Source organism: Delftia sp. BGA-UO-ETr-SB1 (genome assembly GCF_059567865.1).
Window position 1 is genome coordinate 985,268 of the sequence record NZ_JCAQOW010000006.1, and the last position, 18,342, is coordinate 1,003,609.

Below are 18,342 nucleotides of genomic sequence, written 5' to 3' on the forward strand. Positions count from 1 at the left end.
TCACGCGCTGCAGGATTTGACAAAGGATTCGCCATGAAGCACGCAAAGACCCTCTTCGCCATCGTTTCCCTTTCCTCCGCCTTGTGGTCGGGCATGGCCTCGGCCGCACCGGCCGCCACGGTATCTGCAGAAACCTGGTTTGGCGCCGAGCCCGTCGCCTCCGGCCCCGCGCTGTCGCGCGCCGAAGTGCAGGCCGACCTGGCCCTGTGGAACCGCGCCGGCCTCAACGTCTACCGCGAGTCCGACGTGAACCACTGGGATGCCGACTACCAGCAGCGCCTGGCCCAGTACCAGCGCATGCGCAGCGGCCCCGAGTACCTGGCCGAAGTGCGGCGCCTGGGTGGCTCGGTGAAGGCGGCCGAAGGCCAGGGTTCCGGCCGTGTCCCGGGCTGATGCGATGACGCGCGCCGCCACGCATCGCGCTGCCCACGCCGCAGCATCGCCCTGGGCCGACTTCGCACCGCTGCTGGCCCGGGTGCTGCTGAGCCTGCTGTTCATCTACAGCGGCATCGGCAAGCTGATGGGGCCGGAGGGCACCATGGCCTATATCGCCAAGGCGGGTCTGCCGCTGCCCATGCTGTCGTATGCCATGGCGCTGGTGGTGGAGCTGGGCGTGGCCACGGCCCTGCTGCTGGGCTGGCGCACCCGCGAGGCCGCGGCCGTGATGGCCGTGTTCAGCGTCATGTCGGCGCTGATGTTCCACAACCAGTTCGGCGACAAGGGCCAGCTGGTGCAGTTCCTGAAGAACCTGGCGATCGCCGGGGGATTCGTGCAACTGATGCTGGCGCCCGTGGCGCGCTGGAGCCTGGACGCGCGGCGCAAGGCCTCGCGTTGAGCACGAGCCAGTGATTCCTGGCGCTGTGTGCAACACACAGCCCATGAAACCGGCGCTGCCCAAAGCGAGGGACACCGAGGAAGGGCCTACGCCGGCCGCGCCGCCCCGCCCCGAGGGTGTCGTCCCCCTCCCTCGCGAAGCGAGTAGAGAGGGGGAAGCGGCGTCAGCCGCTCAGGGGGTGTCTTTGTCTCACACCTTGATGCCTTTTTCAGCAAGGCGGCGGGCGTAGGCGGCCAGGATCAGCCGCTCCGAATGCACCAGGTAGTCATTGAGCGCGGCAGCGGCCTCGGCCGGCTTGCCGTCCTCGAACTGCTGCAGGATGCGCGCATTCATGTCCACATAGGGGGCATGCAGGAAGTGCGGGTCGCGCAGCAGGCCGAAGGCCAGCCGCAGCTCGGCCAGCAGGTGCTCGAACATGGTGTCCAGGCGCTCGCTGTCGGCCAGTTGCACCACGGCCTTGTGGAAACTCATGTTGGCCGTGCCCACGCCGGACCAGTCCTGGGCCTCGCGGTGGCGCTGGGCCGCTTCCACGGCTTCGCGCATCAGGCTGCGAGCCGGGTGCATGGGATAGGCCTGGGCCAGCGCCTGGCACTCCACCATGCGGCGCACGCGGTAGATGTCGATGATGGAGGCAATGCTGGGCGCCGCCACCGACACGCCCTTGTTGGGCTCGTGCACCAGCAGCCCCTCCTTGGTCAGCAGCCGGAAGGCCTCGCGCAGCGTGTTGCGCGAGATCTGCAGGCTTTCGCTGAGTGAGGCCTCCGACAGCTTTTGCCCGGGCTCCCAGGCACCATCGATGAGTTTGCTGCGCAGCTGCTCGGTCACGCGGTCGGTCAGGTTGAGGATATCGGTGCTGCGGGTCATGGTGATGGGGGATGCAAGGGTCGATGGGCAGTGTAGCCAGGGCCGGCACTCCTGCCGGCCTCGCGTGGTGCTCAGTTGTCGTGGTGCAGCCGCGTGAAGGTCTGCAGGGTGCTGTCCACGGCCTTGTCGTCAATGTGGCGGTGCGTGACCAGGCGCAGCAGGCCTGCGCTGCCCGTGCGCACCAGCACGCCGGCTTCGGCCAGGCGTGCCTCCCAAAGGCGCGCATCGGCCGCGCTGGTGCCTACGCGCACCTGCACGATGTTGGTCTGCGGCAGTTCGGCCGCGCACCATGCCGGGTGGATGGCGCGCAGGCCCTGGTGCAGGCGGCGGGCGCGTGCGTGGTCCTCGGCCAGGCGATCGACCATGTGCTCCAGCGCCACCAGGCCCGCCGCCGCGATCACGCCGGCCTGGCGCATGGTGCCGCCCAGCATGCGCCGTATGCCGCGCGCCCGCGTGATGAAGTCGGCCGGGCCCATGAGCACCGAGCCCACCGGAGCCGACAGGCCCTTGGACAGGCAGACGGTGACCGAGTCCGTGTGCGCGGCGATCTCGCGGCAGGACAGGCCCAGTGCCACGGCGGCATTGAACAGGCGCGCGCCATCGGTATGCACGGGCACGCCATGGCGGGCGGCCAGGGCATGCAGGGCCGCCAGCGACTCGGGCGCCGCCACGCTGCCGCCCCGTGCGTTGTGGGTGTTCTCCACGGCCACGAGGGCGCTGGGGCAGCGCGCGGATGCCGAGGTGTCCAGCGCCGCCTCCAGCGCGGGCAGGGCGATCAGGCCGCCGTCGCCGGGCAGGCTGCGGTAGTGCATGCCGGTCAGGCCTGCGGCTGCGCGCTCGGCGTTCAGCAGATGGCTGCCGGCCTCGGCCAGCACCTCGCCGGGCATGCGGCCATGGGCGAGCACGGCCACGAGGTTGCCCATGGTGCCGCTGGCCACGAACAGGCCTGCGGCCTTGCCAAAGCGCTGGGCGGCCGTCTCTTCCAGCGCACGCACCGTCGGGTCGCCGTCCAGGCCGTCGTCGCCCAGCGGGGCGCAGGCCATGGCTTCGAGCATCTGCGGCGTGGGGCGCGTGACGGTGTCGCTGCGCAGGTCAACGGCGTCGTGGTGATGGTGCAGGGAGGGCATTCAGTCCGCCTTGATGTTGCGTTCCTTGATGACGCGGGCCCAGCGTGCGGCGTCGGTCTCCATCTGGGCGCCGAACTCCGCCGCAGTGCGGGGCGTCAGTTCCAGCCCCAGGGACTGCAGCTTGGCCTGCAGCGCGGGCGTGGCCATGGCGCGGGCCACGGCATCGTGCAGCGCGGTCTGTATGCCGGGGGGCAACCGGGCAGGCGCCAGCAGGCCGAACCAGTGCAGCACGGTGAGTCCGCGCACGCCGCTTTCGGCCATCGTGGGCACCTGGGGCAGGGCCGGCGAGCGCTGGGCACCGGTGGTGGCCAGGGCGCGCAGCGCGCCGCTTTTGATATGGGGGATCACGGTGGGGGCCGAGGAGAACATGCTCTCGGTATGGTCGGCCACCACGTCGGCGACGGCCTGGCCCGAGCCCTTGTAGGGAATGTGGGTGATGAAGGTGTCCGTCTGCTGCTTGAACAGCTCGCCTGCCAGATGCGTGGCCGTGCCCGTGCCGCCCGAGGCGAAGTTGATCTGGCCGGGCCGTGCCCGGGCCATCGCGATGTATTCCTTCACGCTTTGTGCCTTGAGCTTGGGGTTGACGGCCAGCACCAGCGGCGAGGAGCCGATCAGGGCCACGGGCGTGAAGTCCTTGAGCGCGTCGTACGGTGTCTTGTAGAGACTGGGCGTGATGGTGTGCGGCATGTCGGCCAGGAGCAGCGTGTAGCCGTCGGGCGCGGCGCGGGCCACCAGCTCGGCGCCCAGCATGGCCGAGGCGCCGGGCTTGTTGTCCACGACCACGGGCTGGCCCAGTTCGCGCGACAGCTCCGTGCCCAGCGCACGGGCGATGTTGTCCGAGCCGCCTCCGGCCGTGTAGGGCACGACGATGCGCACGGGCTGTGCAGGCCATTTCTGCGCCAGGGCAAGACCGGGCAGGGCAGCCGCTGCCAGGATGAGCAGGCGGCGCTGCAGGCCCCGGTGCGAAGCGGGATGTGCAGCAGGATGAAAAGAGGGGTGCAAGGCAGGGCGCGGAAGTGGGTGACGTTCGGCAGGCATGGCGAAGGCTCCTTGGTGCAGCGACAGGAAGAAACGATGGGCCGATCCGCCAGCGGCCTGGCCCGCAAGCCACCCGCCTTCATCAACCGATGAAGCGCCCCGCATTGCCCAGCACGCCCAGGTCGATGAAGCTGGAGCCGACATGGGGCGTCTGGCCGCTGTAGTCGATGACGAAGCCGCCCATGTCCCAGTTGCGGATGCCGGCCAGCGCCGAGCGCAGCTTGGCCTGGCTGGGGTCGCGGCCTGCGCGTTCCAGGCCCTCGGCCAGCACGCGTGTGTTCACATAGGCTTCCAGCGTGCCCAGCGAGAACTCCTGCTGCCCGTGGGCGCGCATGGCGGCCTGGTAGTCGCGCACCACCTGCAGCTTGGCCTGGTGGGGCGCGGGAACGACCATGGTCAGGGCAATGCCCCGGGCGTCCTCGCCCAGCGGCTTGAGGCTGTCGTTGGGCAGGGTCACGCTCAGGCCGGTGAGCAGCACGCCGGGCGCGCTCTTGCGCAGGCCGCGCACCAGATCGACCGACACCGTGCCAGCCGTGGCCAGCAGCACGGCCGAGGGGTGGGCCGCGTCCACTTTGTTCAACACATCGGCCAGATTCTTGCCATCGGTGGCGATGGCCGCCTGCACGGCGGGGGCCATCTTCTCGGCCTCCAGGGCGCGCGTGGCGTCCTCCAGCATTTCGCGGCCGTAGGCGTTGTCCAGGTAGACGATGCCAATGCCCTTGAGCCCCATGCCCGCAAGGCGCTGGACCAGGCGGCGGACCTCGGTGGTGTAGCTGGCGCGCACATGGAAGACGTTGCGCGATCCCTTGCGCAGCGACGAGGCGCCCGTGAAGGGCGCCACATAGGGAACGCCGGCTTCCTCGATCAGCGGGATGACGGCGGCGTTGTTGGGCGTGCCCACGCAGGACAGCAGGGCAAAGGCCGTGCCCTTGGAGAGCATCTGCCGCACGTTGTCGGCCGAGCGCTGGGGCACGTAGCCGTCGTCAACCATCTGCAGCTGCAGCGTGCGGCCCTGGATGCCGCCACGTGCGTTGATCTGCGCCATGGCCGCTTCCGTGCCCAGCTTGATGTCGGAGCCGAACCCGGCCAGCGGGCCGCTCATGGCGGCCGAGCAGCCGATGGTGAGGGTCTTGGCGGACAGGCCTGCCTCATCGGCGAAGGCATTGCGCACGAAGGCCGGCGCCAGCGCGGGAACCGCTGCGATGGCTGCAGCACGGGGAAGCAGGGAAACAAGTTGACGGCGTTGCATGGATTCAGAGCTCGGACAAAAGGGATGGGAGCAGGAAGGTGCCATTCACGCCGACTGCCACGCGTGCGCCGCAGGCCGGGAGGGCGGCCCATTGTAGGAGGCGGCCTCGTCACAGGCGATACCGGGGCAGGGGCATTGTTGTGTTCATGCCTTCTATGGATGTTCAATATCCGATAGTTTTTGTCATTTGAAAACCCTGTGCGTGCTCAATCCTTGGGCAACGATATGCGGGTTTGTACTATCAGCATGCGCTGATTGTCTTATTCACAATTCGTTTCTGTAAGACAAATTCTTTGTTTTGTTGAACAAAACCAGGTTGGCAGCGCACTCCACGCCACCGGGTTGGGCCTGCGGGGCGGCTTGACGGCCGCCCCGCACCGCGGGGTGTGAAGGGGGAATCAACATGCTGACTGACGTCAATCTCTGGCCGCTTATCGGAGTGGCCATCATCGTTGCGGGCTTCGTGCTGCGCTTCAATCCCATGCTGGTCGTGATCGTCACGGCCATCGGCACGGCACTGGCGGCGGGCTTCCCCGTCGACAAGGTGCTGGCCACCATTGGCACGGGCTTCATCAAGACGCGCAACCTGCCGCTGATCATCCTGCTGCCGCTGGCCGTGATCGGCCTGCTGGAGCGCCATGGCCTGCGCCAGCACGCGCAGAACTGGATCAGCTCCATCAAGTCGGCCACCGCAGGCCGCCTGCTCATCGTCTACTTGGCCGCACGCCAGCTGACGGCCGCCGTGGGCCTGACCAGCCTGGGCGGGCATCCGCAGATGGTGCGCCCGCTGCTGGCGCCCATGGCCGAAGGTGCGACCCAGTCGCGCTTCGGCATCCTGCCCGCCAAGGTGCGCGACAAGCTGCGCGCCTACTCGGCCGCCACGGACAACGTGGGCCTGTTCTTCGGCGAGGACATCTTCGTGGCCTTCGGCGCCATCGTGCTGATGACCACCTTCCTGAAGGAAGCCGGCATCGAGGTCGAGCCCATCCACGTCGCGCTGTGGGGCATTCCCACGGCCATCTGCGCCTTCGTGATCCATGCCTGGCGCCTGCGCCGCCTGGACCGCATGCTGGAGCGCGAACTGGCCCAGTACAAGGCCGGTGTCGAAGCCGACGCAGCCAACGCCAACGCCAACGCCACCCAAGCCAAGGGAGCCTGAAATGACGCTGACCATCCAACACCTGTACTACCTGGTCGGCTTCGTCCTGGCCGTCACGGCCGTGATGACGCTGCGCGATGCCAGCAACCCCAAGCGCTGGTCCAGCGGCCTGTTCTGGGCGCTGTATGCAGCCGTCTTCCTGGTGGGCAATGAACTGCCGCCCGTGGTCGTGGGCGTGATCGCCGTGGCCATGGCCCTGATCGCCGGCTTCGGCGGCGTGGGCAGCGGCCGCCATGCGCCGCGCAGCGATGCCGAATACCTGGCCAGCGCCAAGCGCCTGGGCAACAAGCTGTTCGCACCGGCCCTGGCGATTCCGCTGATCACCATGGTGGGCACGCTCAGCGCCTCGCACCTGGTCTTCGGCGGCACGCCCCTGCTGGACCCCAAGGCCACCACGCTGGTGAGCCTGGGCGTGGGCTGCGTGCTGGCGCTGGGCCTGGCCTGCTGGCTGACCCGCGAGACGCCGGCCCAGGGCATGCGCGAATCGCGCCGCCTGACCGATGCGCTGGGCTGGGCCCTGGTGCTGCCCCAGATGCTGGGCATGCTGGGCCTGGTGTTCTCGGACGCCGGCGTGGGCAAGGCCGTGGCCTATGTGACCACCACCTATATCAACATGGACATCCGCTTCGTGGCCGTGGCCGTCTACGTGCTGGGCATGGCGCTGTTCACGGTGGTGATGGGCAACGGCTTTGCCGCCTTCCCCGTGATGACGGGCGGCGTGGGCGTGCCCATCCTGGTCGGCGTCTACCATGGCGACCCGGCCGTGATGGCGGCCATCGGCATGCTCTCGGGCTACTGCGGCACCCTGCTGACGCCCATGGCGGCCAACTTCAACCTGGTGCCCGCCGCGCTGCTGGAGATCGACAAGAATGCCGTGATCCGCGCCCAGGTGCCCACGGCCCTGGCCCTGCTGACCGCCAATGTCTTCCTGCTGTACTTCCTGATGTTCCGTTAAAGGACGGACTGTTGCCATGACCGATTCCACTTCCCCGCGCATCCTGGTGACCGGCTTCGAGCCGTTCGAGCAGGACCCTGTCAATCCCTCGTGGGAAGTGGCGCGTGCCCTGCATGGCGAGACCGTGGCCGGCGCCACCGTCCACGGCCTGCAGCTGCGCTGCGTGTTCGGCGAGTCGCTGCGCCAGCTGCAGGAGGCACTGGCACAGCTGCAGCCGGTGCTGGTCATCAGCCTGGGCCTGGCCGGCGGCCGCAGCGAGTTCACGCCCGAGCGCGTGGCCATCAATATCGACGACGCCCGCATTCCCGACCATGCGGCGCGCCAGCCCGTGGACCAGGTGGTGATCCCGGGCGCGCCCGCCGCGTACTTTTCCACGCTGCCCATCAAGGCCGTGGTGCACAACCTGCGCGCGCGCGGCATTCCGTCTTCCGTGTCCAACACGGCGGGCACCTTTGTCTGCAACCACGTGTTTTTCGCGCTCATGCACTGGCTGGCCCAGGGCAAGGCGGCGCCTGGCGCGCGTGGCGGCTTCATCCACGTGCCGGCCCTGCCCGAGCAGGCAGCGCGCAAGCCGGGCATGCCCAGCATGTGCCTGGCCGACCAGGTGGCTGCCGTGCGCGAGACCATTCGCACGGCCCTGACCGTGACCCAGGATCTGAAGGAAAACGCCGGCCAGCTGCACTGAGAGCCTGTGCACCGAGTCCGGCGAGGAGAGAACGATGAAAATTGACCTGAACAGTGATCTTGGCGAGAGCCTGGGCGGATGGCGCATGGGCGACGACGCCGCCATGCTCGACATCGTCAGCAGCGCCAACGTGGCCTGCGGATTCCATGCCGGCGACCCGGCAGGCATCCTGGAGACGCTCAAGGCCGCCCGCGAGCGCGGCGCCATGGTGGGCGCCCATGTGTCCTATCCCGACCTCGTCGGCTTCGGCCGGCGCAACATGGATGTGGCCAGCGCCGACCTGGTGGCCGGCGTCATCTACCAGATCGGTGCGCTGCAGGGCCTGGCCCGCGTGGCCGGCACCGAGGTGCGCTACGTCAAGCCGCACGGCGCGCTCTACAACACCATTGCCCACGACAGGCGCCAGGCCGCGGACGTGATCACGGCCATGCGCGCCATCGACCCCAGCCTGGTGCTGGTGGCGCTGGCCGGCTCGCCGCTGATCGACTGGGCGCGCGATGCGGGCCTGACCGTGGTGGCCGAGGCCTTTGCCGACCGCGGCTACACGCCCGAGGGCACCCTGGTCTCGCGCCGCGATCCGGGCGCCGTGCTGCACGATGTGGACCAGATCGCCGCGCGCATGCTGTCCCTGGTGCGCGACGGCGTGGTCGAAGCCGTCGATGGCAGCCTGGTGCGCATTGCCGCCGACTCCATCTGCGTGCACGGCGACAGCCCCGGTGCCGTGGCCATTGCACGCCACCTGCGCGAACGTTTCGAGCAGGAGGGCGTGCGCATTTCCTCCTTCGTGGGCTGAGGGCACACCATGCGTTTTCTACCCGTCAACCGGCAGGCCCTGATGGTGGAGCTGGCCGATCTCGATGAAACCCTGGCCCTGCTGGGCTCGCTGCAGCGCGAGCCCATCGATGGCGTGCAGGAGCTGGTGCCGGCCGCGCGCACCGTGCTCGTGCAGTTCACGCCCGCCCAGGTGGGCGTGGCCGAGCTGGTGCGCCGCATTGCCGCGCGCGACCTGGGCCAGCGTGCCGAGCGCAGCAATGTGCTGGTCGAGATTCCCGTGCACTACGACGGCGAGGACCTGGCTGACGTGGCGCAGCTGCTGGGCATCACGCCCGAGGAAGTCGTGCGCCGCCACACGGGCAGCGAGTACGCCGTGGCCTTCACGGGCTTCGCGCCCGGCTTTGCCTACCTCAGCGGGGGCGATCCGATCTTCAACGTGCCGCGCCGCACCACGCCGCGCACGCGCGTGCCGGCCGGCTCGGTGGCGCTGGGCGGCACGTTCAGCGCCGTCTATCCCCAGGCCAGCCCGGGCGGCTGGCAACTGATAGGCCGCACCTCGGCCCGCATGTGGGACCTGGCGCGCGAGCTGCCCGCGCTGCTGCAGCCCGGCTACCGCGTGCGCTTTGTCGATGCGGCCGGCATGGCCCAGGTGGATGAGGCGCCCGCGCCCGCCGTGGCGCAGGCCGCGCCGCATGAAGGCAACGCGCTGCGCGTCAAGGCCACGGGCCTGATGACGCTGTTCCAGGACCGGGGCCGGCTGGGCCAGGCCGGGCAGGGCGTCTCGGCCTCGGGCGCCATGGACCAGGCAGCCTTCAAGGCCGCCAACCGCCTGGTCGGCAATGCCAGCGACCTGGCCGTGCTGGAGACCGTGGGCGGTGGCCTGTCGCTGCAAAGCCAGGGCGAGACCGTGGTCGCCATCACGGGCGCTGATGCGCCCCTGACCGTGACCACCGGGTCCGGCCAGCGCTGGAGCGTGCCGCGCTACCAGGCCGTGGCCCTGGCCGATGGCGACCAGCTGACCGTGGGCCAGCCCGTGGCCGGCGCGCGCTGCTATGTGGCCGTGCGCGGCGGCTTTGCCGTCACGCCCGTGCTGGGCAGCGCCTGCACCGACACCCTGGCGAATGTCGGCCCAGCCGCCCTGGCCGTGGGCCAGGTCCTGCCCGTGCGGCCTGCAGACCGCAAGGCCGTGGCCGCACCCGAGCTGCCGCCCGAATCCCTGCCCACCACCGGGCAGGACGTGGTGCTGGACGTGGAGCTGGGCCCGCGCACCGACTGGTTCACGCCCGAGGCCGTGGCCCTGCTGGCCGCGCAGCGCTGGCAGGTCACGCCGCAGTCCAACCGCGTGGGCCTGCGCGTGGCGGGCGAGCAGCCCCTGGCGCGCGCCGTGGCCGGCGAGCTGCCCAGCGAAGGCACGCCGCTGGGCGCCATCCAGGTGCCCCCCAGCGGCCAGCCCGTGCTGTTCCTGGCCGACCATCCGCTGACGGGCGGCTACCCCGTCATCGGCTGCGTGGCGCCGCACCACCTCGATCTGGCCGGCCAGATTCCCGTGGGCGCCTGGATCCGCTTCAACCCCATCCGCGCCTTCGAGGAATACAGCCCCGGCGCGCAAGGCTCCAAGAACTGAACGCGGGGAGCGCCCGGTGGCGCCTGCCCGCAACTGAAAGAAGCTGATCATGAAAAAAGTCCTGATTGCCAACCGTGGCGAGATCGCCGTCCGCATCGCCCGCGCCTGCGCCGACTACGGCGTGAAATCCGTGGCCGTCTACGCCGATGCCGACATCGACGCCCTGCACGTGCGCATGGCCGACGAGGCCTATGGCCTGGACGGCGAGCGCCCGGCCGACACCTACCTGAACATTGCCAAGCTCATCGCCATCGCGCACAAGAGCGGCGCCGACGCCGTGCACCCCGGCTACGGCTTCCTGTCCGAAAGCGAAGCCTTTGCGCGCGCCGTGCTGGATGCGGGCCTGCGCTGGATCGGCCCCACGCCCGAGACCATCGCCAAGCTGGGCGACAAGGTCGAGGCGCGCAAGATCGCCCTGCAGGTGGGCGCTCCCCTGGTGGCCGGCACGCCGGACCCCGTCAAGGATGCCGGCGAAGTGCTGGCCTTTGCCCAGCAGCACGGCCTGCCCATCATCATCAAGGCCGCCTTCGGCGGCGGCGGGCGCGGCATGAAGATCGCGTGGCGCATGGACGAGGTGGAGGAACTCTTTCACTCGGCCGTGCGCGAGGCCGTCACCGCCTTCGGCCGCGGCGAATGCTTTGTCGAGCAATTCCTGGACCGCCCCCGCCACATCGAGGCCCAGGTGCTGGCCGACACCCACGGCAACGTGGTCGTGCTGGGCACGCGCGACTGCTCGCTGCAGCGGCGCAACCAGAAGCTGGTGGAAGAGGCCCCGGCGCCCTTCCTCAGCGACGAGCAGCGCGCCCGCATCCACAGCTCGGCGCGCGACATCTGCGCGGCGGCCGGCTACGTCAGCGCGGGCACGGTGGAATTCCTGTTGAGCCAGAGCGGCGCCATCTCCTTCCTCGAAGTCAACACGCGCCTGCAGGTCGAGCACCCCGTGACCGAGCAGACCACGGGCGTGGACCTGGTGATCGAGCAACTGCGCGTGGCCGACGGCCTGCCGCTGTCCATCACCGAAACCCCGGCGCCGCTGGGCCACTCCATCGAATTCCGCATCAACGCCGAAGACGTGGGCCGCGGCTTCCTGCCCACGCCCGGCCCCGTGGTGCGGTTCGACCCGCCCTCGGGCCCCGGCGTGCGCCTGGACACGGGCGTGCAGACCGGCTCGGTCGTGCCCGGCAGCTTCGACTCGCTGATGGCCAAGCTCATCGTCAGCGGCGCCACGCGTGAACAGGCCCTGGCCCGCGCACGCCGCGCGCTGGCCGAGTTCCGCATCGAAGGCCTGTCCTCCGTGCTGCCCTTCCACCGCGCCGTCATCGGCCATGCCGACTTCGTGGGCAACGACGGCTTCAAGGTCCACACGCGCTGGATCGAATCCGACTTCGCCGAACCCCTGGCCGCCGCCGTGCGCGCCGAGCCGCTGCCCGACGCCAGCCTGGTGCGCTGCGCGGTCGAGATCGACGGGCGCCGGGTGTCGCTGGGCCTGCCTGCGGTGCTGCTGCAGGGGCTGGCATCGGCTGGCGGCGGTGTGGCTGCCGCGCCCGCTGCCGAATCTGCCATGGACCCCGCTGTCGTCACCTCACCCATTGCAGGCAATCTGCATGCGTGGAAGGTGGCCGATGGCGACACCGTTCAGGAGGGCGATGTGATTGCCGTCATGGAGGCCATGAAGATGGAGATGCAGGTGACTGCGCATCGCAGTGGGGTGGTGGCTTTGGTGGCGGAGGCGGGGAAGGCGCAGGTGTTGGGGGCTGTGATTGCTCGGATTGGCTGATTTCTGTTTGACCTGTTTTTGATTTTGTTGTGCCTTTTGCGGCAGAGGCCGGGTCTCGCCCCGGCAGGCGACCCACTTTCTTATCGCGCGATAAGAAAGTGGGCAAAGAAGCGCGCCCCGCACTGCCCACGACCCTTCGCTTCGCTGCGGGCGACCTGCGTTGGGCGGGATGCGGGGTGTGCCGCAGAACTCACTCCTTGCGCCTGCGGCGCAATCCGTTCAAACAACTGCGGCAAGTCAGATGACGAAGCAAGCCTGTCCTTCGGCAGGCTTGCCACCCCGCATCCCGCCCAACGCAGGCGTGGGCAGAAGGGGGGAGGCTGGGGCAGCCAACAGCCAACAGCCAACAGCCAACAGCCGGCGCCATCGCTCCGCTCGGCTTCAAACCGGGGCCGAGCGAAGCGAAGGCCCGCACCACCTCCCCGTATGTCAGCGCCTGCGGCGTGGTGGTTGCGGGGTTGCAGTCCTGCCGAAGGACAGGACTGCTTCGTGATCTGACTCGCCGTGATGTTTGAACGTAGCGCGCAGCGCGAAGAGAGTTTCACGGCGAACCCCGCAACCGCCACGACGCAGGTTGCCCCGCAGCGAAGCGAAGGGGTCGCGGACATCCGGGTCGCCTTTTCTTGGCCTACCTTCTTTTGGCGAAGCAAAAGAAGGTAGGTCGGCCGCCGGGCCGAGACCCGGCCTCGAAAAACAACCCCCCGGCAGGGATCAAAACAGATCCCTGAACCCATCAGGAAGACTCAGCGCCCACCCTGAAAACTACGCGTGCTGTACAGATCCATCGGCAGCCGCGACAGCAGCGGCAGACCAGACACCGCATCCACCGGCTGCCTCTCGATGTAGTTGAAGAACACATCGGAATCGAGCACGCCAATGTCCAGACGGCGCGCATCAGGCACGGCCGCCAGCGTCTTGTAGCCGTCGCCACCCGTGGCATTGAAGCTCAGCACGAACAGCTTGTACGTGCGCGCCGTATCCAGCGGCTTCCACGTCTTGCTCGCGTTGTCATACACCTCGATGCCCGACACGCGCTGGCCGGCCGCCGCTGCCGCATTCACGTCAAAGCGCAGGCCGCCCGTGTAGGGGTAGGGGCCGGTCGTGCCGCTGGGGCCGTAGACGGCCTGCAGGCCGTCCTCGAGCATGCCCTTGACTTCCGTGCCGGTGATGTCCAGGCGGAACAGCTTGTTGCCGAAGGGCAGGACCTGGATGACCTGGGCGGCCGTGGTCTGGCCCAGCAGCGGGATGCGCACGCCGCCGCCGCTTTGCAGGGTGATGTCGGCACCGCCGTAGTGGCGGTTGGCTTCTTCCAGGTAGGCCTGGGCCACGAGCTGCTGGATGTCGCCGCCGCGCACGCTCACGCTGCCTTCGGCATTGCAGGCGGCGCTGGACTGGCTGTAGTTCATGGTGCCGACGCCGCCGGGCACGCGGCGCGAGCACAGTTCCTGGGGCACGGTGGCGACCTGCTTGAGGTTGAACTGGGCGACCTTGTCCTTGAAGGGCTGCAGCGCGGCGGTGGCCTTGGCCGAGGGCGTGGTCACGCGCAGCACGCCGGTGGCGGCGGCGCTGGCCTTGAGAGCGGTCTTTTGCGCATCGGTGGCGGCCTTGCCGGCGATGGTGAAGCTGTCGCCGATCAGCACATGAGGCGTGCCCGTGCACTGGGTGACGCGGCCGTCGGCGTCGAACTGGACCTTGAGGTCACCGACGACCTGGGCGTACTCCCAGGCCTGGACCACGCAGACGGGGCTGCCGTCCTTGTCGGCCAGGCGCGTGGGGTAGGCGCCGCCAGGCGTGCCCACGCCCGTGGTGTTGAGCACGTCGGGGCCGAGCAGGGTGTGCGAGTCGCCGCCCACGACCACGTCCACGCCGCTGAGCTTGGGCACGATCTGGCGGTCGTACTCATAGCCCACATGGCTCATGACGATGATCTTGTTGATGCCCTTGGCGCGCAGCGCGTCGATTTCGCGTTGGGCTGCGGTGGCTTCGTCCTCGAAGGTGGTGTCGGCATCGGGGCTGGACGATGCCTTGGTCTTGCCCGCAATGGTCAGGCCGACGATGCCGATCTTCTGGCCACCGCGCTCCACCACGGTGGAGGGGTTCACATAGCCGGGCGCCTTGGCCGCGTTCAGGGCCGAGTTGGCGCCAAAGCGCACGTTGGCGCTGAGCACGGGCGTCTTGCATGTGCCTGCGCGCAGGCGGTCCAGGAAGGACTTGAGGCCGCTGTCGCCCTTGTCGAACTCGTGGTTGCCCAGCGTGAAGGCGTCAAAGCAGACGGTGTTCATGAGGGCGGCATCGGCCTCGCCGTCGGCGCCTGCGCGGTTGAAGTACAGCGTGCCGGTGAGCGCGTCGCCGGCGTGCAGCTTGAGCACGTTGGGCGACTGCGCGGCCAGCTCCTCGATGGCCTGGGTCACGCGCGCAAAGCCCGCGGCGTCCACGGCCACGGCTTCGGCCTTGCCCGTGCCGGCGTCCAGCTGCAGGGTCTTGCTCTTGGACTCCAGCGTGGAGTGGTGATCGTTGATGTGCAGAATGCGCAGCTCCAGCGGCTGGCCTGCGGGCGTGTCGTTGCCGGAGCCGCCGCAACCGGCGATCAGGGCGGAGGCAGCCAGGGCCACGGCCAGCGGGCGCAGGGCGGGGCGATGGGAGGTCAAGGACATGAACGGGTTCTCTCTGTATCGGTTTGTCACGGCCGCCGATGCTGGGCAAGGCTGATGACACGGCGATGAAATCGCTTTGCAGGGGGCTTGACCTTGACATGGTGGCAATCTCTAAAGTGCCTGCATGCGAGAACAAAGGAGTCAGGCAATGAATGCATCGACCAAGGCCGGCATGGCCATAGACCTGCCCGTTCAGGGCATGACCTGCGCCTCCTGCGTGGGGCGTGTGGAGCGCGCGCTCAAGAAGCTGCCGGGCGTGCAGGAGGCCGTGGTCAACCTGGCCACCGAAAAGGCCAGCATCCGCTTCGAGGGCGCGGCCGATCTGCCGGCCGCCATTGCAGCCATCGAGAAGGCCGGCTACGAAGTGCCCCAGTCCAGCGTGGAGTTGGAGGTGGAGGGCATGACCTGCGCCTCCTGCGTGGGCCGCGTGGAGCGTGCGCTGAAAAAGGTGGAGGGCGTGCAATCGGCCAGCGTGAACCTGGCCACCGAACGTGCAGTGGTGACGCTGGCTGGCAGTGCAGATGTGGCGGCCCTTGTGGCAGCTGTGCACAAGGCCGGGTACGAAGCGCGTCCGCTGGGTGCCAGCGCGAACCCGGCCAGTGAAGGCGGCGCTGCGCAGTCGCCGGCCGAAGACGGCACGGAGCAGCGCCAGGCGCGCGAGAGGGCCTCGCTCAAGCGCTCGCTGATCGTGGCCACGGTGTTCGCGCTGCCGGTGTTCGTGCTGGAGATGGGCGGCCACATGGTGCCGGCCTTCCACCACTGGGTGGGGCAGGCCATCGGCACGCAGAACAGCTGGTACCTGCAGTGCCTGCTGTCGGCCATCGTGCTGTTCGGGCCGGGCCTGCGCTTCTTCCAGAAGGGCATTCCCGCGCTGCTGCGCGGCGCGCCCGACATGAATTCGCTGGTGGCCGTGGGCACCTCGGCGGCGTTTGCCTATTCGCTGGTGGCCACCTTCGTGCCGCAGTGGCTGCCGGCCGGCACGGTGAATGTGTATTACGAGGCGGCGGCCGTGATCGTGGCGCTGATCCTGCTGGGCCGCTTCATGGAGGCGCGCGCCAAGGGCAATACCTCGGAGGCCATCCGCCGCCTGGTGCGCCTGCAGGCCAAGACGGCGCGCGTGCGCCGGGACGGCGCCGTGCAGGAAGTGGACATCGCCGCCGTGCGTGCGGGCGACACCATCGAGGTGCGGCCCGGCGAGCGCATTCCCGTCGATGGCGAGGTCATCGAGGGCAGCAGCTTCGTCGATGAATCCATGATCAGCGGCGAGCCCGTGCCGGTCGAGAAAACCCCGGGTGCCGAACTGGTCGGCGGCACGGTGAACCAGAACGGCGCGCTGGCCTTTCGCGCCACCAAGGTGGGCGCGGACACGCTGCTGGCGCAGATCATCCGCATGGTCGAGCAGGCCCAGGGCTCCAAGCTGCCCATACAGGCGCTGGTGGACCAGGTCACCATGTGGTTCGTGCCGGCCGTGATGGCCGTGGCCCTGCTGACCTTCGGCGCCTGGCTGGCCTGGGGGCCGTCGCCCGCACTGAGCTTTGCGCTGGTCAATGCCGTGGCCGTGCTCATCATCGCCTGCCCCTGTGCCATGGGCCTGGCCACGCCCACCTCCATCATGGTGGGCACGGGCCGGGCCGCGCAGATGGGCGTGCTGCTGCGCAAGGGCGAGGCCCTGCAGACCTTGAAAGATGCCCGCGTGGTTGCCGTGGACAAGACGGGCACGCTGACGCGAGGCCGCCCCGAGCTGACCGACCTGGTGCTGGCCCCGGGCTTCGAGGGCGAGCGCAGCCGCGTGCTGGCGCTGGTGGCGGCCGTGGAGGACCGCTCCGAGCACCCGATTGCGCGCGCCATCGTGGATGCTGCCAAGGCCGAGGATCTGCCGCTGGGTGCCGTGGATCGCTTTGAATCGGTGACAGGCTTTGGCGTGCGCGCCCAGGTGGACGGCGTGCGCGTGGAGATCGGTGCCGACCGCTTCATGCGCGAGCTGGGCCTGCAGGTGGACACGCTGACAGACGAGGCCGCGCGCCTGGGCGACGAAGGCAAGACGCCGCTGTATGCCGCGGTGGACGGACGCCTGGCCGCCATGATCGCCGTGGCCGATCCCATCAAGGACAGCACGCCGGCCGCCATTGCCGCGCTGCACGCCTTGGGCCTGAAGGTGGCCATGATCACCGGCGACAACCGCCGCACGGCCGAGGCCATTGCGCGCCAGCTGGGCATCGACGAGGTGGTGGCCGAGGTGCTGCCCGGCGGCAAGGTCGATGCCGTCAAGCGCCTGAAGGCCGAGCACGGCACGCTGGCCTATGTGGGCGACGGCATCAACGACGCGCCGGCCCTGGCCGAGGCCGATGTGGGCCTGGCCATCGGCACGGGCACGGACATCGCCATCGAGGCGGCCGACGTGGTGCTGATGTCAGGCGACCTGGGCGGCGTGCCCAATGCGATTGCGCTGTCCAAGGCCACCATGGCCAATATCCGGCAGAACCTGTTCTGGGCCTTTGCCTACAACGTGGCCCTGATCCCCGTGGCCGCAGGCCTGCTGTACCCCGTCAACGGCACGCTGCTGTCGCCCGTGTTCGCGGCCGGGGCCATGGCGCTGTCCAGCGTCTTCGTGCTCAGCAACGCGCTGCGCCTGCGGCGTTTCAATCCGCCGCTGGCGGCAGGGCGTTGAGCAACTGGACGGTATTTGTCCCTTTTTGCACTGCGCAAGATCCGTAGCTTGTGAGACTGGCACGACCCAACTCAGGGACACCGAGGAAGGGCCGCCCCGCACCGAGGGTGTCGTCCCCCTCCCGCGAAGCGAGAGAGGGGGAAGGCGCGTAGCGACTCAGGGGGTGCCTAGTTTTGGGACTTCGATGAAGTCGTCCAGGCTCAGGCCCTTTTCTTTCAGCAGGGCTTCTAGCACGGGCTGCAGGCGGCCCAGGCTTTGCTGCACGGTCTCGCGCACCGTGTCCACCACGACCTGGGTGCTGCGGTCGATCTCCACATTGAGCAGGTCGCCCACGCCCTTGGACTCGAACACGGTCATGCGGCGCGTCTCGGGGATCAGCCAGACCTCGAACCAGCCCGCCTGGCGGTCCACCTCGGACACCGTGAGGCTGGCGCCGTTGATGGCGATGTAGCCCTTGGCGAACACGTAGTGGCGAAAGCCCTCGGGAATGCCGAAGCGGATGCGGTGGTTGGTGTCGCTGGAGGCCACTTCCAGCACGGGCGAGGTGAAATCCACATGGCCCGACAGCGGGTGGCCGCCGATCTCGGCGCCATCCTTTGCCGCGCGCTCCACATTGACGCGCCCGCCCACGGCATAGCCGCCCAGCGTGGTGATGTTCAGGCTTTGCAGCATCACATCGAACGTGGCGCGCGTGGGCGAGAGGATCTCGGTCACCGTCAGGCACACGCCGTCGGTGGAGACGCTGGCGCCGATGGCCAGGTCCTGGCAGAAGCCTTCGGGAAAGTCGAGGGTGAAGGTGCGCAGGCCGTTCTGGTCGCGCAGCGCGGCAATGCTTGCCACGGCCTGGATGATGCCGGTGAACACGATGTGGGATTCCTTGGAGCCGCCCGGTCGGCGGCGAAGCGGGTATTTTGCATCGCGGCGCTGCGCTGC

Annotated in this window: 15 protein-coding genes; 9 read left to right on the forward strand and 6 right to left on the reverse strand. The window is 69.0% G+C overall.

Annotated elements, in window-relative coordinates; all coding sequences use genetic code 11:
* The first annotated feature begins 33 nt into the window (after nucleotides 1–33).
* Together AC57B5_RS23255 and AC57B5_RS23260 are read left to right on the forward strand one after the other, a co-directional pair.
* Nucleotides 34–393: a DUF4148 domain-containing protein gene (locus AC57B5_RS23255; RefSeq protein ID WP_496400436.1), complete on the forward strand. Its 360-nt coding sequence runs from the start codon at nucleotides 34–36 to the stop codon at nucleotides 391–393.
* Entirely contained in the window at nucleotides 380–835 is a 456-nt protein-coding gene (locus AC57B5_RS23260) for a DoxX family protein (RefSeq protein ID WP_223275169.1), read from the forward strand. The genes AC57B5_RS23255 and AC57B5_RS23260 overlap by 14 nt, the downstream gene beginning before the upstream one ends.
* 189 nt (nucleotides 836–1,024) lie before the next feature.
* On the opposite strand, the gene AC57B5_RS23265 is transcribed toward AC57B5_RS23260, so the two are convergent.
* From AC57B5_RS23265 to AC57B5_RS23280, 4 genes are all read right to left on the reverse strand, one after another.
* Nucleotides 1,025–1,699: a GntR family transcriptional regulator gene (locus AC57B5_RS23265; RefSeq protein WP_012207532.1), complete on the reverse strand. Its 675-nt coding sequence runs from the start codon at nucleotides 1,697–1,699 to the stop codon at nucleotides 1,025–1,027.
* A 71-nt stretch (nucleotides 1,700–1,770) separates the two neighbouring features.
* On the reverse strand, nucleotides 1,771–2,826 hold the full coding sequence (locus AC57B5_RS23270) for a threonine aldolase family protein (protein WP_123690239.1): 1,056 nt from the start codon (nucleotides 2,824–2,826) through the stop codon (nucleotides 1,771–1,773).
* Nucleotides 2,827–3,864, reverse strand: coding sequence for a tripartite tricarboxylate transporter substrate binding protein (locus AC57B5_RS23275; protein WP_496400437.1), 1,038 nt, complete (start codon nucleotides 3,862–3,864; stop codon nucleotides 2,827–2,829).
* Nucleotides 3,865–3,946: 82 nt separating this feature from the next.
* Complete coding sequence (locus tag AC57B5_RS23280; RefSeq protein WP_199959098.1) at nucleotides 3,947–5,113, reverse strand: ABC transporter substrate-binding protein; 1,167 nt, start codon at nucleotides 5,111–5,113, stop codon at nucleotides 3,947–3,949.
* A gap of 403 nt (nucleotides 5,114–5,516) precedes the next feature.
* On the opposite strand from AC57B5_RS23280, the gene AC57B5_RS23285 reads away from it, so the two are divergent.
* The 6 genes from AC57B5_RS23285 to AC57B5_RS23310 are packed head-to-tail and all read left to right on the forward strand — an operon-like array spanning nucleotide 5,517 to nucleotide 12,087.
* Nucleotides 5,517–6,272: a DUF969 domain-containing protein gene (locus AC57B5_RS23285; protein WP_209671144.1), complete on the forward strand. Its 756-nt coding sequence runs from the start codon at nucleotides 5,517–5,519 to the stop codon at nucleotides 6,270–6,272.
* Between the two features lies 1 nt (nucleotide 6,273).
* Nucleotides 6,274–7,227: a DUF979 domain-containing protein gene (locus AC57B5_RS23290; RefSeq protein WP_043825613.1), complete on the forward strand. Its 954-nt coding sequence runs from the start codon at nucleotides 6,274–6,276 to the stop codon at nucleotides 7,225–7,227.
* 16 nt (nucleotides 7,228–7,243) lie between these two features.
* On the forward strand, nucleotides 7,244–7,912 hold the full coding sequence (pcp, locus tag AC57B5_RS23295) for a pyroglutamyl-peptidase I (protein ID WP_013800620.1): 669 nt from the start codon (nucleotides 7,244–7,246) through the stop codon (nucleotides 7,910–7,912).
* A gap of 34 nt (nucleotides 7,913–7,946) precedes the next feature.
* Nucleotides 7,947–8,705: a LamB/YcsF family protein gene (locus AC57B5_RS23300; RefSeq protein ID WP_013800621.1), complete on the forward strand. Its 759-nt coding sequence runs from the start codon at nucleotides 7,947–7,949 to the stop codon at nucleotides 8,703–8,705.
* A gap of 9 nt (nucleotides 8,706–8,714) precedes the next feature.
* The gene (locus AC57B5_RS23305) at nucleotides 8,715–10,310 is read left to right on the forward strand and encodes a 5-oxoprolinase subunit B/C family protein (protein ID WP_496400438.1); all 1,596 of its coding nucleotides are present in this window, start codon (nucleotides 8,715–8,717) and stop codon (nucleotides 10,308–10,310) included.
* A gap of 49 nt (nucleotides 10,311–10,359) precedes the next feature.
* Complete coding sequence (locus AC57B5_RS23310) at nucleotides 10,360–12,087, forward strand: acetyl/propionyl/methylcrotonyl-CoA carboxylase subunit alpha (protein WP_496400439.1); 1,728 nt, start codon at nucleotides 10,360–10,362, stop codon at nucleotides 12,085–12,087.
* A gap of 743 nt (nucleotides 12,088–12,830) precedes the next feature.
* On the opposite strand, the gene AC57B5_RS23315 is transcribed toward AC57B5_RS23310, so the two are convergent.
* Entirely contained in the window at nucleotides 12,831–14,741 is a 1,911-nt protein-coding gene (locus AC57B5_RS23315; protein ID WP_097201346.1) for a bifunctional metallophosphatase/5'-nucleotidase, read from the reverse strand.
* A 148-nt stretch (nucleotides 14,742–14,889) separates the two neighbouring features.
* Here AC57B5_RS23315 and AC57B5_RS23320 point away from each other — a divergent pair, with 148 nt between their 5' ends.
* Nucleotides 14,890–17,409: a heavy metal translocating P-type ATPase gene (locus AC57B5_RS23320; protein WP_496400440.1), complete on the forward strand. Its 2,520-nt coding sequence runs from the start codon at nucleotides 14,890–14,892 to the stop codon at nucleotides 17,407–17,409.
* Between the two features lie 156 nt (nucleotides 17,410–17,565).
* On the opposite strand, the gene AC57B5_RS23325 is transcribed toward AC57B5_RS23320, so the two are convergent.
* A complete protein-coding gene (locus AC57B5_RS23325; protein WP_097201347.1) occupies nucleotides 17,566–18,273 on the reverse strand; it encodes a riboflavin synthase subunit alpha in 708 nt (235 codons plus the stop codon).
* Nucleotides 18,274–18,342 lie beyond the last annotated feature (69 nt).